Source organism: Teichococcus wenyumeiae, from assembly GCF_003696345.1.
In the GTDB taxonomy this organism is placed as follows: domain Bacteria; phylum Pseudomonadota; class Alphaproteobacteria; order Acetobacterales; family Acetobacteraceae; genus Pseudoroseomonas; species Pseudoroseomonas wenyumeiae.
This window is the reverse complement of sequence record NZ_RFLX01000001.1, coordinates 376,566-390,919: the sequence shown is the minus strand read 5'-3', so window position 1 is coordinate 390,919 and position 14,354 is coordinate 376,566. Positions and strand designations below refer to the sequence as shown.

At 71.3% G+C, this 14,354-nt stretch carries 12 protein-coding genes and 1 tRNA gene; 9 read left to right on the top strand and 4 right to left on the bottom strand.

The window, feature by feature from the left end; translation table 11 throughout:
- Positions 1–33: 33 nt before the first annotated feature.
- Both EBE87_RS01775 and EBE87_RS01770 read right to left on the bottom strand, forming a co-directional pair.
- On the bottom strand, positions 34–615 hold the full coding sequence (locus EBE87_RS01775; protein WP_122139837.1) for an OmpA family protein: 582 nt from the start codon (positions 613–615) through the stop codon (positions 34–36).
- Positions 616–627: 12 nt separating this feature from the next.
- The gene (locus tag EBE87_RS01770; protein WP_120641225.1) at positions 628–1,854 is read right to left on the bottom strand and encodes a cupin domain-containing protein; all 1,227 of its coding nucleotides are present in this window, start codon (positions 1,852–1,854) and stop codon (positions 628–630) included.
- A gap of 154 nt (positions 1,855–2,008) precedes the next feature.
- Between EBE87_RS01770 and EBE87_RS01765 the strand changes: the two genes are divergently transcribed.
- From EBE87_RS01765 to EBE87_RS01750, 4 genes are all read left to right on the top strand, one after another.
- The gene (locus EBE87_RS01765; RefSeq protein WP_122139836.1) at positions 2,009–6,706 is read left to right on the top strand and encodes an NAD-glutamate dehydrogenase; all 4,698 of its coding nucleotides are present in this window, start codon (positions 2,009–2,011) and stop codon (positions 6,704–6,706) included.
- Positions 6,707–7,023: 317 nt separating this feature from the next.
- On the top strand, positions 7,024–8,289 hold the full coding sequence (locus tag EBE87_RS01760) for an MFS transporter (RefSeq protein WP_120638874.1): 1,266 nt from the start codon (positions 7,024–7,026) through the stop codon (positions 8,287–8,289).
- Between the two features lie 83 nt (positions 8,290–8,372).
- The gene (locus EBE87_RS01755; protein ID WP_199707461.1) at positions 8,373–8,834 is read left to right on the top strand and encodes a MarR family winged helix-turn-helix transcriptional regulator; all 462 of its coding nucleotides are present in this window, start codon (positions 8,373–8,375) and stop codon (positions 8,832–8,834) included.
- A complete protein-coding gene (locus EBE87_RS01750) occupies positions 8,831–10,060 on the top strand; it encodes a multidrug effflux MFS transporter (protein WP_120638875.1) in 1,230 nt (409 codons plus the stop codon). Before EBE87_RS01755 ends, EBE87_RS01750 begins: the two co-directional genes overlap by 4 nt.
- Before the next feature lie 387 nt (positions 10,061–10,447).
- Here EBE87_RS01750 and EBE87_RS01745 read toward each other — a convergent pair whose 3' ends face one another.
- The gene (locus EBE87_RS01745; protein ID WP_120638876.1) at positions 10,448–11,215 is read right to left on the bottom strand and encodes a hypothetical protein; all 768 of its coding nucleotides are present in this window, start codon (positions 11,213–11,215) and stop codon (positions 10,448–10,450) included.
- Positions 11,216–11,342: 127 nt separating this feature from the next.
- On the opposite strand from EBE87_RS01745, the gene pip reads away from it, so the two are divergent.
- The 5 genes from pip to EBE87_RS01725 all read left to right on the top strand — a co-directional run bounded on the left by pip (position 11,343) and on the right by EBE87_RS01725 (position 14,072).
- Positions 11,343–12,293, top strand: a complete 951-nt coding sequence (gene pip, locus EBE87_RS01740) for a prolyl aminopeptidase (protein WP_120638877.1) — start codon at positions 11,343–11,345, stop codon at positions 12,291–12,293.
- Positions 12,294–12,353: 60 nt separating this feature from the next.
- Positions 12,354–12,430, top strand: a tRNA-Arg gene (locus tag EBE87_RS01735).
- A 190-nt stretch (positions 12,431–12,620) separates the two neighbouring features.
- Positions 12,621–12,782: a hypothetical protein gene (locus EBE87_RS28915; RefSeq protein ID WP_158600912.1), complete on the top strand. Its 162-nt coding sequence runs from the start codon at positions 12,621–12,623 to the stop codon at positions 12,780–12,782.
- Positions 12,783–12,967: 185 nt separating this feature from the next.
- The gene (locus EBE87_RS01730; RefSeq protein ID WP_147426088.1) at positions 12,968–13,294 is read left to right on the top strand and encodes a hypothetical protein; all 327 of its coding nucleotides are present in this window, start codon (positions 12,968–12,970) and stop codon (positions 13,292–13,294) included.
- A gap of 196 nt (positions 13,295–13,490) precedes the next feature.
- Positions 13,491–14,072 carry a hypothetical protein gene (locus tag EBE87_RS01725; RefSeq protein WP_147426089.1) on the top strand — a complete coding sequence of 194 codons (582 nt, stop codon included), beginning with the start codon at positions 13,491–13,493 and terminating at the stop codon, positions 14,070–14,072.
- A 9-nt stretch (positions 14,073–14,081) separates the two neighbouring features.
- Here EBE87_RS01725 and EBE87_RS28590 read toward each other — a convergent pair whose 3' ends face one another.
- Positions 14,082–14,342: a hypothetical protein gene (locus EBE87_RS28590; RefSeq protein WP_147426090.1), complete on the bottom strand. Its 261-nt coding sequence runs from the start codon at positions 14,340–14,342 to the stop codon at positions 14,082–14,084.
- Between the last annotated feature and the right edge of the window lie 12 nt (positions 14,343–14,354).

The following is a 14,354-nucleotide window of genomic DNA, read 5'->3' as shown; positions in this document are numbered from 1 at the left end:
AGAGGCGGGGCGCGCCCTGGCCCCGCCTTTCCCTCAGGGTGTCGGCGTCGCCGGCGGAGTCGCCGCCGGCGGTTCGGCCGGCACGGTGCTGGGCGGCGCCGCGCGCGGCGGGGCGGATGGCGCGGCGGGGGCCGGCGTGGGCGGTGCCGCGCGTTCCGTCGCCGGCGGCGCGGCGCGGGTGGTGCCCAGGTCCGGCAGCACCACGATGGTCACGCTGCGGGCCTCGCGGTTCTCGGTGCTGCGGCTGAAGCCGGGGTTGCGGGCCTCGGCACGGATGCGGTCGCGCGCGACGCCGTGGGTGACCGAGAGCATTTCCGCCACTTCCCGCGCCCGGCGGGCGGCGAGCTGGGTGGCGCTGGACTGCCCGCCTTCCCGCGTGGCGAAGCCGAGGACGCAGATGTTGCGCTCCGGCTCCGCCTTGGCCAGCTCGGCGGCGGCGGCCACCGGGGTACGGGCGGCGGCGGCCGGGCGGGCGCTGCGGGCGGGGAAGGGCACCTCGAAGACATCGTCCTCCAGCCGCTCGGCGCCGATGCACTTGAAATCACGCGGCTGGGCCTGGGCGGTGGCGGCCAGCAGCGGCAGGGAAGCGATCGCGACGGCAAGCAGGAGGCGCATGATATCCCTTGTTCAGGCAGGCACGAGCAGGCCGGCCCCGGTGAGTCGTTGCAGCAGCGCAGGGGCATCCACCGCCGGGTGGGCGGCATGCAGCTCGGCCTCGGCCACGTCGGTGCGGGCCAGCAGCCAGCCGGCGGCCTCGGCCTCGGCGGGGACCAGGGGCAGGGTGGCGTTGGGGCCCTTGAGCTGCCATTCGGCGCCGCGCCGCACCGGCTTGGCGCCGGGGCTGACGATGCGGAAGGTGGCGCCGTCCTGGGCCTCGGCGCCCGTGGCCGGGCTGGCCTCGGCCAGGCCGCGCGCGGCCAGCAGGTCATTGCCGCCGCGGCGGTAGCGGTAGTCGGCCACGAACTTGCCCAGCACGTCCATCACCTTGGGGTCCCGCGTCAGCTCCGAAAGGCGCTGCCCAAGCTGGGCGGCCCGGCTGGTCAACGCGAAGCGGGCGGCGGCGGTTCCATCCTGGCGCGGCAGCGGCTGGCGGAAGGCGGCGTCGTAGATTGCGCGCTCCAGCAGCATGTTCATCAGGTCCATCCCCAGCGGGGCATGGACGCCATAGGCGATGTGGACGGAGGTGGGCGCCTCGGCCAGGGCGTCGTGGTACCAGCCGCGCGGCAGGTAGAGCAGGTCGCCGGTCTTCACCAGCACCTTGCCGCGCAGCTTGCCCTTGGCGCGGTCGTGGTGCTCCTGCCCCAGGTTCTTGAACACGGGGTGGGCGATCGGCCATTCGGCGCGGCCTTCCCAGATGTTCCAGTACTTCTCCCCTTCCACCTGCACGGCCCAGACATCGTGGGTGTCGAAGTGGGAATGGAAGGCCTTGTGGCTCTGCCAGGAGATGTAGACATTGGCCTGGGCCTTGCCGAGCCCGGCGCCTTCCAGCGCATCCGAGACGCTGGCCAGGCCGGGGGAAAGGCTGTCCACGTCGTTCATGACGACGGAGGCGCCGCGCGCCACCCATTGCGCCACCAGGGCCGAGTCGGGCTGCATCACCTGGGCGCCGTCGCGGCTGGTGGCGCGGGTGCAATACTGCTCGGGCGGCACCGCGACGCCTTCCCGCACCAGCTTCAGGGACTGGCTGGACCAGATATGCGTCTGGTCGAGCAGCCGGTTGATGCCGCGCCAGGACAGCACCTGGGCGAATTTCGCCGGGCTGCCGGGGATGTGCAGCGGCTGCTTGTCATAATACTCGGCGAAGAACTGTTCCGGCGTGATGGGCGCCAGGATATCGGCCAGCGTCATGCTCATGCCTCGCAGCTTAGGGTCGCGTGCGCCCCTTTGAGAATGCTCCCCGCCATGAATTTACGAGTCATCCACCGCAAAAGGCACAGGCACGGCTTGCAGCCGGCGTCTCGCCTGCCGATCCTTGGACGCACCAGAACGGACGCCAGGGGATAAAGCGATGCCAGACGGAACGAGCAGCACAGGCCCGGAGGGCGGCGCGCGCGCCGAGCTGCTGCGGATGGCCGCCGAGGCGCTGCGCCGGCAGGCCCCGGCGCTGCCGGATGACGCGGTGCTGCTGCTGCATCACCTGGCGGCGGCCCTGCCCACCGCCGAGCTGGCGGCCGAGCCGGCCGAGCACCTGGCCGCCGCCGCCGCCAGCCTCTACGCCCATGCCGCGCGGCGCCGTCCGGGCGAGGCCAAGCTGCGCCTGCTGCCCCCCGGCCCCGGCCGGGGCGGCGCGGCGCTGGCCGAGATCGTCACCGACGACATGCCCTTCCTGGTGGAAAGCGTGCTGGCGGCGCTGGCGCTCTCCGGCCGCACGGCGCGGCGGCTGCTGCACCCGGTGCTGCGCGCCCGGCGCGATGCCGAGGGCCGGCTGCTCTCGCTCGGCGCCGCGGAAGGCAGGCCCGAGAGCCTGATGCATGTGGAGATCGCCCCCAACCCGGTGCGCCTGACCGGCGACCAGAAGGTCCCCGCCGGGGGCTGGGAGGCGGTGGAGGCGGCGCTGCGGCAGGCCATGGCCGAGGTGCGGCTGGCCGTCACCGACTATCCCGCCATCCGCGAGCGGCTGCGGCAGGCCGAGGGCGAGATCGCCTCGGCGCCCGAGGCCGCCGCCGGCCAGAACTTCCTGCGCTGGATGGCGGAGGAGAATTTCGTCTGCCTCGGCCACCGGCTGCTGCGGCTGGAGCCGCAGGTCGCCATCGAGGATGGCCTGGGCCTGCTGCGGGATGAATCCCTGCCGGTCTTCGACACGCTGCGGGATCTGTCCGCCATTCCCGCCGCCGTGCTGGCGCAGCTGAAGGACGGCGTGCCGCTGAGCATCGCCAAGGCCAATATGCGCGCCCGCGTCCACCGGCCGCAGCATGCCGATGTGGTGGCGACGCGCGTCTTCGGCGCCGATGGGCGGGTGGTGGCCATCCGCCTCTTCCTCGGCCTCTTCGCGGCCAGCGCCTATAATCGCAACCCGCGCTCCATCCCCTGGCTCTCGGCCAAGGTGGAGCGCATCCTGGCCGCCGCCGGGGTGGACGAGGACAGCCACGACGGCCGCGCGCTGCGCAACATCCTGGACACCTGGCCGCGCGACGAGCTGTTCCAGGCCGAGGAAGCCGCCATCCTGGACGGCGCCCGCCGGGCGCTGGACCTGTCCATCCGCCCGCGCGCCGCGCTGGTGCTGCGGCGCGACCCCTTCGAGCGCTTCATCTCCGTCATCGCCTGGCTGCCGCGCGACACCTTCGACACCCGGCTGCGGGAGACGGTGGCGGGCATCCTGACGCGGGCCTTCCAGGCGCGGCTTTCCGCCTTCCACATCGCGCTGGGCGACGGGCCGCTGGCGCGGGTGCATTACGTGCTGGGCACCACCCCCGGCGCCGTGCCGCGCGTCGATGACGCGTTGCTGGAGGCGGCGGTGGCGCAGGCCGCCCGCTCCTTCACCGACCGGCTGGGCGAGGCGCTGACCGCCGAGCAGGGCGAGGCCCGCGCCGCCCAGAGCCTGGCGCGCTGGGCCGAGGCCTTCTCGGGCTTCTATGCCAACCACACCGCCGCCACCACGGCGGTGGCCGATATCGCCATGGCGGAAGCCGCCCTGGCCAGCGGCCATCCCGGCGCGCGGCTGGAACGCGCGCCCGGCGCCGGGCCGCGCAGCCTGTCGCTGCGGCTGGCCAATCCGGGCGGCCCGCTGCCGCTGGCCGATGTGCTGCCGCTCTTCGAAAGCCTGGACCTGCGCGCCATCGAGGAAACGCCGCATCACCTGACGCTGGCGGATGGCAGCCGCGTGGTGCTGCATGTCTTCGCGCTGGAGGCCGGGGCGGACCTCGCCGAGGGCCGCTTCCCGGCGCTGATGGAGGCGCTTTCCGCCCTGCTGGAAGGCCGCGCCGAGGCCGATGGCTTCAATCGCCTGGTGGCCCGTGCCGGCCTGACTTGGCGCGAGGCCTGGCTGCTGCGCGCGCTGTTCCGCTGGCTGAAGCAGGTGGGCTTCGCCTTCGCCCAGGGCTCGGTGGAAGCCGCCCTGGCCGCCGAGCCGCGCGCCGCGCGCCTGCTGGTGGACCTCTTCCAGTGCCGCTTCGACCCCGCCCGCCCGCGTGACGCGGCGCGTGAGCAGGCCATCGAGGCTGAATGGTCGGCGCTGATGGAGCAGGTGGAGGACCCGGATGCCGACCGCATCCTGTCCCGCCTGCGCACGGTGCTGGATGCGGTGCTGCGCACCAATTTCCACCAGGAGAAGCCCTACCTTTCCCTGAAGATCGACAGCGCCGCCGCCGGCGAGATGCCGGCGCCCCGCCCCTGGCGCGAGATCTTTGTCCATGCCCCGCATATGGAAGGCTGCCACCTGCGGGCCGGCGCCGTGGCGCGCGGCGGCATCCGCTGGTCCGACCGCCGGGAGGATTTCCGCACCGAGATCCTGGGCCTGATGAAGGCGCAGCGGCTGAAGAACGTCGTCATCGTGCCGACCGGCGCCAAGGGCGGTTTTGTTCTGAAGGGCACCGTGCCGCCGGCCAGCGACCGCGAGGCCTTCATGGCCACCGGCATCGCCGCCTATAAGACCCTGATCCGCGGCATGCTGGACATCACCGACAACCTGCGCGGCAGCGAGGTGGTCCCGCCGGCCAATGTGGTGCGGCGCGATGGCGACGACCCCTATATCGTCGCCGCCGCCGACAAGGGCACCGCCTCCTTCAGCGACATCGCCAATGGTCTGGCGCAGGAATACGGCTTCTGGCTGGACGATGCCTTCGCCAGCGGCGGCAGCCAGGGCTACGACCACAAGGGCATGGGCATCACCGCCAAGGGCGCCTGGGTGATGATCGCGCGGCACTTCGCTGAGCTGGGCCATGACATCCAGGCGGAGCCCTTCACCTGCACCGGCGTCGGCGACATGTCGGGCGATGTCTTCGGCAACGGCTTGCTGGTCTCGAGGCAGACGAAGCTGATCGCCGCCTTCGACCACCGCCACATCTTCATCGACCCCGATCCGGACCCGGCCACCAGCTACGAGGAGCGCGCCCGCCTCTTCGCGCTGCCGCGTTCCTCCTGGGCCGATTACGATGCGGGCAAGATCAGTGCGGGCGGCGGCGTTTATCCCCGCAACGCGCGCTCCATCCCGCTGTCCGACCGCGCGCGGGAAGTGCTGGGCATCGAGGAACAGAAGCCCGACCCTGCCACCGTCATGCGCGCCATCCTGCGCGCCAATGTGGACCTGCTCTATTTCGGCGGCATCGGCACCTATGTGAAGGCGCAGTCCGAAAGCCAGGCCGAGGCCGGGGACCGCGCCAACGACGCCATCCGCATCGATGGGCACGAGGTGCGTGCCCGCGTGCTGGGCGAGGGCGCCAATCTCGCCGTCACCCAGGCGGGGCGGATCGAGGCGGCGCGCAAGGGGGTGAAGCTGAACACCGACGCGCTGGACAATTCGGCCGGCGTCTCGACCTCCGACCACGAGGTGAACATCAAGATCCTGCTGGCCGATGTGCGGGCCGCCGGCGCCATCACCACCCAGCGCCGCGACGCGCTGCTGCGGGAGATGACGGACGAGGTCGCCGCCCTGGTGCTGCGGGACAATACCGAGCAGTCCCTGGCCGTCAGCCTGGAGGAAGCGGCGGGTGCCGAGGCCCTGCCCGCCCAGGCCGCGCTGATGACCCGGCTGGAACAGGCCGGGCTGCTGGACCGCGCTGTGGCCGGCCTGCCCGATACCGCCACCCTGGCCGACCGCATGGCCACGGGCGACGCCCTGACCCGGCCGGAACTGGCCGCGCTGCTGCCCTTCACGAAGCTCTGGCTGACGGAGGCGATCGAGAACAGCAGCCTGCCGGACGACCCGGCCCTGGCGCCGCTGCTGCAGGCCTATTTCCCGCAGCCGCTGCAACAGGAATTCGGCGAGGCCATCGCCCACCACCGGCTGCGGCGGGAACTGCTGGCCACCATCCTGGCGAATACGGTGGCCAACCGCCTGGGCCCGGCAGCCCTGGCGCGGCTGGCCAGCGGCACCGGCCCGGCCGAGGCCGCCCGCGCCGCCATCCTGGCCGACCGTTTGCTGGGCCTGGATGCCGCCGCCCAGGCCGCCGATGCGGCGCCGGCCCCCGCCGCCGCGCGGCGCGACGCCGACCTGGCCATCCGGCACCTGCATGCCGCCGTGGCCCGGGACCTGCTGAGCCTGCCGGCCGGGGTGCCGCTGGAGGAAACCCTGGCCACCCTGCGCCCGGGCATCACCGCCCTGGCCCAGGCCGCGACGCGGGAGGCCGCCACCACCCCCGCCGCCAAGGCGCTGCGGGAGGCCGGGCTGCCGGAAGCGGTGGCCGATCTGGCCGCCGCCGCACCCTCGCTGGAAGCCGCGCCCGCCATCGTGCGGCTGGCCGCCAGCGCCGGCGTGGCGCCTGCCGAGGCCGGTGCCGCCTGGCACGCGGCCGGCGAGGCCTTCCACCTGCCGGCGCTGCGCCAGGCCACCAGCCAGGCCGATGCGCCGGGCGCCTTCGGCCCGCGGGCCAAGGCGGCCTTGCTGGACGACCTGGGCGCCTTGCAGGCGCGGCTGGCGGCGGCCCGCCTGCGCGGCGCCGAGTTGCCGGACGCGGATGCCGCTGCCCGCATGGCGCAGGAAGCATCGGCGCGGCCGGATTTGGCGGCCGTGACGGTGGCGGTGCGGGAACTGGGGCGGGTGCTGGGCTGAAGCAGCCGGGGCCAGAGGGGCGCCGCCCCTCTGGACACCCTGCCGGGGTGGAAAGTCCACCCCGGACCCCGCTGCGGGTTTGAGGCGCGGCAAAAATCTTAGATTTCGCGCGGGCTGAACCCGCAGTCGCCGGAGGTCGATGGCCTCCGGCGGAACCATGCCGCCCCAGGCTGGAAAAACAGATGGCGGGGCCTGGGGTGACCCTGTCACCCCAGCGGGGAAGGTCCGGAAGGGGCGGCGCCCCTTCTGGCTCCGCCTTTCGCCCGCCCCCCCACCGGGGCACACTCCCGCGCAGCATCACCGAAGGATCGCAGCCGATGACCCGAAAGGCCTGGGCCTGGGCGTTCTATGACTGGGCCAACAGCGCCTTTCCCACCGTTGTCTCCACCTTTGTCATCGCGGCCTATTTCGCGCAGGGCGTGGCGCCGGACCCGGCCAGCGGGCAGGCGATGTGGGGGTGGATGCAGACGCTGGCGGGCATCGCCATCGCGCTGCTCTCCCCAGTGCTGGGGGCGGTGGCGGATGCCGGCGGGCGGCGGCGGCTGATGCTGCTGTGCTGCACGGTCTTCACCGCCGTCTTCACCGGGCTGATCTGGTTCGCCGCGCCCCGGCCGGAGGATGCGCTCTGGGCCCTGGCCTGCGTCGGGCTGGCCACGGTGGGCTTCGAGCTGGGCACCGTCTTCTACAATTCCATGCTGCCGCAGGTGGCGCCGCCGGAGCGGCTGGGGCGTGTCTCCGGCCTGGCCTGGGGGCTGGGCTATGCCGGCGGGCTGGCCTGCCTGGGAGTCTGCTTGCTGCTCTTCGTGCTGCCGGACCCCTCGCCACTGGGGCTGGACCGGGGGCAGGCGGAGCATATCCGCGCCACCGCGCTGCTGACCGCTGGCTGGACGCTGCTCTTCGGCTGGCCGGTGCTGGTGGCGCTGCCGGACCCGAAGGGGCCGCGGCCAAGCTGGGCGGCGGCGGCGCGGCGGGGGCTGGCGGAGATCAAGGCGGTGCTGCGCGGCCTGCCCCGGCACCCGGCCATGGCGCGCTTCCTGCTGGCGCGGCTGTTCTACACCGATGGGCTGAACACGCTGTTTGCCTTCGGCGCCATCTATGCCGCCGGGGTCTTCGGCATGGGGTTCGAGGAGATCCTGTTGTTCGGCATCGCGCTGAATGTCACGGCGGGGCTGGGCGCGGCGGGCTTCGGGCTGGTGGAGGACCGGCTGGGGTCGCGGCGCACCATCCTGGTGGCACTGGGGGCGATTGTCGCCATCGGGATCGGGCTGGTGCTGGTGCAGAGCAAGCCGGCCTTCTGGGCCCTGGCCCTGGTGCTGGGGCTGTTCATGGGGCCGGCGCAATCGGCCTCCCGCTCCTTCATGGCCAGGCTGGCGCCGCCGGCCGAGGTCTCGGCCTATTTCGGGCTTTTCGCGCTGTCGGGGCGCATCACCGGCTTCCTGGGGCCGGCGGCGCTGGCGGCGGTGACGGCCATGACGGGGAGCCAGCGGCTCGGCATGTCCACCGTGCTGGTCTTCCTGGCGCTGGGCGCCACCATCCTGACAACGGTGCGCGTCGCCGTGCCGGAGGAAACCGCCGCACCCTAGCGGCGCCGGCCTGCTCCCGGTTGCTTTGCCAGCTAATGAATGGCAAGCCAACTAATGGAACGCCATTCGTTCTGGTGGAGGCCATGCCCTCGCAACACGAACAGATCCGCGGCAGCCTCGCCATGCTGGTGGGGCAGGCCGCGCGGCAATGGCGGCGCGCCGTGGACCGCCGCCTGCAGCCCTTCGGCCTGTCCGAGGCCACCTGGCGGCCGCTGCTGCACCTGGCCCGCGCCCCGGCGCCGATGCGGCAGAAGGAGCTCGCGGCCTCGCTGGGGCTGGACGGCTCCTCCGTGGTGCGGTTGCTGGATGCGCTCCAGGCCGCCGGCTTCATCGAGCGGCGGGAGGAAGAAGCGGACCGCCGCGCCCGCGCCATCCTGCTCACCCCCGCCGGCCGTGCCCTGGTGGCGCAGGTCGAGGATGTTTCCCGCGCCGTGGGTAGCGATGGCCTCGCCGGCCTGAGCGGTGCCGAGATCGAGACCGCGCGCCGCGTCCTGGACCGCATCTGCCGCAACCTTGCCGAAGCTCCGGAGGATTCCGTGCCATGACCCCCCAGCCCACCATGCCGGCCGGGGAAGCGGCGCCGCGCCCGCGCGTGCCGCTCTGGCTGCTGGCGCTGCTGACCTTCAGCGGCACCCTGGCCATGCATGTCTTCGTGCCGGCGCTGCCGCTGGCGGGCCAGGACCTCGGCGCCGGGCCGGGCGCGATGCGGATGACCATCAGCCTCTACATCCTGGGGCTGGCGGTGGGGCAACTAGTTTATGGCCCGCTGGCCGACCGCTACGGGCGCCGCCCGGTTTTGATGGTGGGGCTGACGCTTTACGCCGTCTCCGGCCTGGCGGCCCTGCTGGCGCCGGGGGTGCAGGCGCTGATCGCGGCGCGGCTGTTCCAGGCGCTGGGCGGCTGCGCCGGGCTGGTGCTGGGGCGTGCCATCGTGCGCGACCTGGCCGGGCCGCAGGAGGCGGCGCAGCGGCTGGCGCTGATGAACCTGATGGTGACCCTGGGCCCCGGGCTGGCGCCGCTGCTGGGCACCGCCCTGGCGGAGCTGGCGGGCTGGCGCTCCATCTTCGTGCTGCTTTGCGCGCTGGGGGTGGTCAACCTCCTCTTCACCTGGCGGATGCTGCCGGAGACAGGGCAGCGGACGGTGCAGAGCGGCGCGACCCTGGCGCGGAACACGCTGCGGCTGGTCCGTTCACCAGTGTTCCTGGGCTATGCGGTGGGCGGCGGCTGCGCCACCACCTCCATGTATGCCTTCGTGGCCTCGGCCCCCTTCATCTTCACCGGCAGGCTGCACCGGCCGGCGCATGAGGTGGGCTTCTACCTCGCTGTCCTGATTTCCGGCGTCTGGCTGGGCAGCATGGTGGCCAGCCGGCTGATGGCGAGGCGGCTGCCGATCACGCGCGTGCTGGTCTGGGCCAATCTGGTCAGCGTGCTGGGGGCCTTCGTCTTCCTGGGCATGGTGCTTTCGGGGCAGCTGAACGTGTTCTGGACCGTCCTGCCAATGTTCGTCTTCACGCTGGGGGCGGGCATCGCCAGCCCGGCGGCGCTGACCCAGGCCATCAGCGTGGACCCGCAGGTGATCGGCTCGGCCTCCGGCCTCTACGGCTTCACGCAGATGGCGGTGGGGGCGATCTGCACTGCCCTGGCCGGTATCGGCCAGGACCCGGCACTGGCCGCGGCGCTGATCCTGGCGGGGGCTGGCGTCATCTCCCAGCTCAGCTTCTGGATGGCGCTGCGCCCGGAGGGGGGGCAGACGCCGAGCCAAGGAGGCTAGGGCAGCCGCCCGGCTCGGCGAAAGCCCTTGGCCGGGGTCAGAGAAGGCCTGCCGTGCCGGGAGGCCGGTGCATGTGGCATGAGCTCCTGCGGGCGGGACATGCCGCTAGCCAGCGGCATCAGCCGCCCAGGCAGCCTCGTGCGGGTGTGGGTGGCCAGACCTTGCCCAGGCTGTTCAGCGAGCAGTCGGCACGGGAGAAGATGAAGTCCAGCAGCCGCCGGAAGACGAGCCGCTATAGTCATTGGCAACGGCCGAAGGCGGCGGCGGCGTCTGCATCAGCATGGCAAGGCAGCTCTTCTGCCCCATTGTTCATGATGATGCTTGATCGAAAACTTGGCTGTTGCAGGCTTCCTGTGGCCTCGCGGCCTTGCTGCCGCAAAGAGATTCTCAGCCGCCGCGCCTGAAGAGCCGCGCCAGCCAGGCCCGGAAGCCGCCGCCGGATTTGGCGCGCCCGATGCGCTGCTGCGCCACATGCGGCCGTGGGTAGCTGGGCGGCATGGCGGAGGCGATGGTGTGCCGCCCCGTATCCTGCGCCGCGATCAGCTTGGTCTCCAGCGCCACCACCTGCGCCACGGCGGGCGGCGGGTTGGTGGCGGCCAGGGCCTCGGCGGTGGCGGCGGCATCGGGCCATGCGCCGGCGCGGCGCAGCGCGTCGATCACCCGCACCGTCTGCTCGGCGTCCAGCGGTGGGCCGCTGCGCCAGAGCGCCACCGCGTCCAGCCGCCATTCGGCGGCGAGGTCGGGGCGGTTCATGTCGTCGGCCACCCAGGCGGCATGCAGCGTGGCCTCGGCCCCGGCGTGGAGGGCGCCGGTTTCCTCCAGTACATGCGCCCAGGCCAGGAAGCGGCGGGCAAGCGGCGGATAGCTGGTTTCCGCCACCAGGGCGCGGAAGGGGGCGGCGGCCACCGCCTCGGCGGCCGCGGGATGGGCGCGGGCGATATCCGGCGCGGCATAGGCGCAGTGCGGGCATTGCTGCAGCCAGCGCGCCATGGTGCCGCGCAAGGGCTCGCCCGGGCGCAGGTCAAGGTCCGGCGCCTGCTCGGGCGGGCCGGGGCGGAAGGGCGGCTGCTGACTCTCGCCGCCGCAAACAGCGCAGCGCACGGGGCCGGCCGTCTGCCCGGCCTTTGACCCGGTGGAGGAGGAAGAACTCGCCATGCTCCTAAACTAAGGACGAAGCGGCCCCGCGCGAAGGGGCGGTACACATTCCGCCGCAAGAATCCGCGGCCCTGCTTTGCCGGAGCACCCTGTTGCACGCCGAGGGCGGGCCGGGCCAAACTTCGTCATGCCCCGCGGAGACCTCTTTCCCGATATCGCACCCTTCGAGACCGGCCTGCTGCCGCTCTCCGGCGGGCATGTCATGTACTGGGAACAGGTGGGCAATCCGCGCGGCCAGCCGGTGCTCTTCCTGCATGGGGGGCCGGGGGCGGGGGCGGGGGCGGTGCACCGCCGCTTCTTCGACCCGCACCACTGGCGGATCATCATTTTCGACCAGCGCGGCGCCGGCCGCTCTCGCCCGCTGGGGGAACTGCGCGACAACACCACCCCGCATCTGGTGGGCGATATCGAGACGCTGCGCCGCTTCCTCGGCATTGAGCAATGGATGCTCTTCGGCGGTTCCTGGGGCTCGACCCTGGCCCTGGCCTATGCCCAGGCGCATCCGGAGCGGGTGACGGGCTGCGTGCTGCGCGGCGTCTTCCTGGGCCGCCGGCAGGAGGTGGAGTGGTTCCTCTACGGCCTGCGCCGCGTCTTCCCCGATGCCTGGGCGGATTTCGCCGAGCATGTGCCGGAGGAGGAGCGCGGCGACCTGCTGAACGCCTATCTCCGCCGCCTCTGCCACCCTGACCCGGCCCTGCACCTGCCCGCCGCCCGGGCCTGGAGCCAGTATGAGGGCATGTGCAGCACCCTGCTGCCGAGCCCGGATACGGTGGCGAGCTTCGCCCAGGACCGCACCGCCCTGGGCCTGGCACGGATCGAGGCGCATTATTTCGCCCATGACTTGTTCCTGCCGCCGGAGGGGCTGCTGGGCGGCATGGACCGCATCGCGCATCTGCCGGCCGAAATCATCCAGGGGCGTTACGACATGGTTTGCCCGGCGGAATCCGCCTTTGACCTGACTGCCGCCTGGCCCCGCGCGCGACTGACCGTGATCCCGGATGCGGGGCATTCCGCGCTGGAGCCCGGCGTGCGCCTGGCCCTGGTGGCGGCGGTGGAGCGTTTCCGCCGGCGCGGCTGAGGGTGCAACGAAGGGCTGTGGACCAGCGGGCGCGGGAGGGTTAAACCTTGCTGTGCTGGCGTCTCCGTAGCTCAGCCGGATAGAGCACAGGATTCCTAATCCTGGGGCCGTGGGTTCGAATCCCGCCGGGGACACCATTCCTCTTTGTTTTTGTTGAATTTTCGGCGCTCTGCCGATCACTCTGTAATCAATCCCGCACTTTGTGGTTGGTAGTGGCTGGCTCAGGCGGTGCCTTGAGCAACCAGCGCGCTTGGTCCGGCGGGAGCAAATGCGGATCAAGCTGCACATTTCACTAACTGCCACCGTGCAACCATGGCGCCCGTCGGCATGGCAGCGGCGGGTGTAGATCTTCCAGGGCGTACCTTCGCCGGCTGCTTCGCCCTGGGCGGCTGCGGCCTGGCACGGAGTTGGCTTGGCGGGCTGCTGGACCAGCGCGTCATGAAGGAGCACCCGGCCATTGTCGGCCATGGGGATGCGCCCCAGCCTTGAGGGCGGCCACCCGGCACTCTGATACGCCACAAATGCTGGCCAGTTCGCCAGTGGTGATCATTCGTGATGATGAACCCCTTGGAGCGCGGCTCAGGAGGTTCAGAACACTCCAGAAGCCGCCGGCGTTGAGCTCATCCCTAAGAATGGGGCAGGGTAGGGATGAGGTTGAGGAAGACGAGCCTGTCGTGACTAGAGCGATCTACCTGCTGCTGCTCCTGGGCATCATTGCCCAGGGGCTCATGATGTACGGCTTCCAGCACGATCTCGCGGCATTCAGGCGCGATGATGCAGGTGGGATTTCGTGGACCGGCGTGCTGGTCTCGTTCGCGCCGATGGCCCTGGCTGCCAGTGGTGCCGCGGCAGCCTGGACATTGCACCGCCGCAGATCCTGGTGGGCATGGCCGATCGTCATCGGGCCTTTGCTGGTCCTGATGCTGGGCTTTTGTGCGGGGGCATACTTTGTCGCCTACCCTCTTCCGCTACTGGGTGGTTACGGAGGGCTGCCGCTATAATCGGTAGCGTTCATCCCGCAGAATGGGTGCAGGGCAGGGGTGCGGCTGAAGAAGGCGGCCTTTCAAGCGCAACGTCGTGGGCTCATGGCGCCCACCTCAAAGGCACGGCCGTGAAAAGCCGAAAGACGTGATGCTGTTGCGTTTCCCGACCCTACCTGGCTTGGCGATCCTTGCGGCCTTGTCGGCCTGTGCGAGCGTGGTTCCCGATTTTCAGGAAGCGCCACAGCCTGCCGCCTCTCCAGAGGTCGGGCAGGTGGTGCTGTTCACAGGGCTCAACTGGTCCGGTGAAAGCCACCGTGCCACCGGAACCGATGCGCTGGCGCAGGATATCCGCCGCATCGGCGTTCCTGCTTCCATCTACCGGCCGGGCGAATGGGACAGAGCCGTGGATGACCTGCTGAGCCTTGAACCCCGCCCCTCCGCCATCGCGGTCTATGGCTATTCGGCCGGTGGCCCTGCGGCGGCCCGTTTCGCCAAGCGGCTTGGCGAGGCTGGCGTCCAGGTCGAGACCTTGGTGCTCCTTGAAGCCTGGGGCTCCGCCGAGGTGGCCTGTACCGTCAGGCTGGCAGTCCAGTACCGCCTGGAGCCTGGTGATGCTCTCTCGCCGGCAAGGCCCCAATGCACAAAGGTGCAGAACGAGCTGATCGATGCGGAACTGGCGGCTCGCGGGGGCGGGCTGGGGCATCTCAGTGTCGCCGTCGATCCTGAAGTCATGCGGCTTGTGGTGCAGCAGCTTGTCCAAGAGGGCTGGGTTCGGCGGCGGGATGCCGGTAGTTGATGGAGAAGTCTACAACCTGCCAGCGTCCAGCTCATCCCCGAGAACGGGGGGGCGCGGCAGGTGAGTGGGCTCGCAAACAGTCGCGAACTCATTGAAATCCTGCGCGTGTCTTTCGCTTATCGCGATATCAACGGAAATGCTGGCATCAGCGTTGGTTTGATGGATGAGCGGAAGCTTTGTTGAAGATGCGGAGCAGATCAGAGGATGCGCACCAAGAAACATGGCCTTTTCCCGCCAGCGAGTGGCGTCCCTTTGGAAGGGGATATCCAAGCTTCCTCTCCA

Bases quoted from the DNA above. Each gene is read 5' to 3' on its own strand.
- EBE87_RS28915 (WP_158600912.1), top strand. From the start codon at position 12,621: ATGGCAGCGGCGGGTGTAGATCTTCCAGGGCGTACCTTCGCCGGCTGC.
- EBE87_RS01765 (WP_122139836.1), top strand. From the start codon at position 2,009: ATGCCAGACGGAACGAGCAGCACAGGCCCGGAGGGCGGCGCGCGCGCC.
- EBE87_RS01750 (WP_120638875.1), top strand. From the start codon at position 8,831: ATGACCCCCCAGCCCACCATGCCGGCCGGGGAAGCGGCGCCGCGCCCG.
- EBE87_RS01775 (WP_122139837.1), bottom strand. From the start codon at position 615: ATGCGCCTCCTGCTTGCCGTCGCGATCGCTTCCCTGCCGCTGCTGGCC.
- EBE87_RS01770 (WP_120641225.1), bottom strand. From the start codon at position 1,854: ATGAGCATGACGCTGGCCGATATCCTGGCGCCCATCACGCCGGAACAG.
- EBE87_RS01755 (WP_199707461.1), top strand. From the start codon at position 8,373: ATGCCCTCGCAACACGAACAGATCCGCGGCAGCCTCGCCATGCTGGTG.
- EBE87_RS01760 (WP_120638874.1), top strand. From the start codon at position 7,024: ATGACCCGAAAGGCCTGGGCCTGGGCGTTCTATGACTGGGCCAACAGC.
- EBE87_RS01745 (WP_120638876.1), bottom strand. From the start codon at position 11,215: ATGGCGAGTTCTTCCTCCTCCACCGGGTCAAAGGCCGGGCAGACGGCC.
- pip (WP_120638877.1), top strand. From the start codon at position 11,343: ATGCCCCGCGGAGACCTCTTTCCCGATATCGCACCCTTCGAGACCGGC.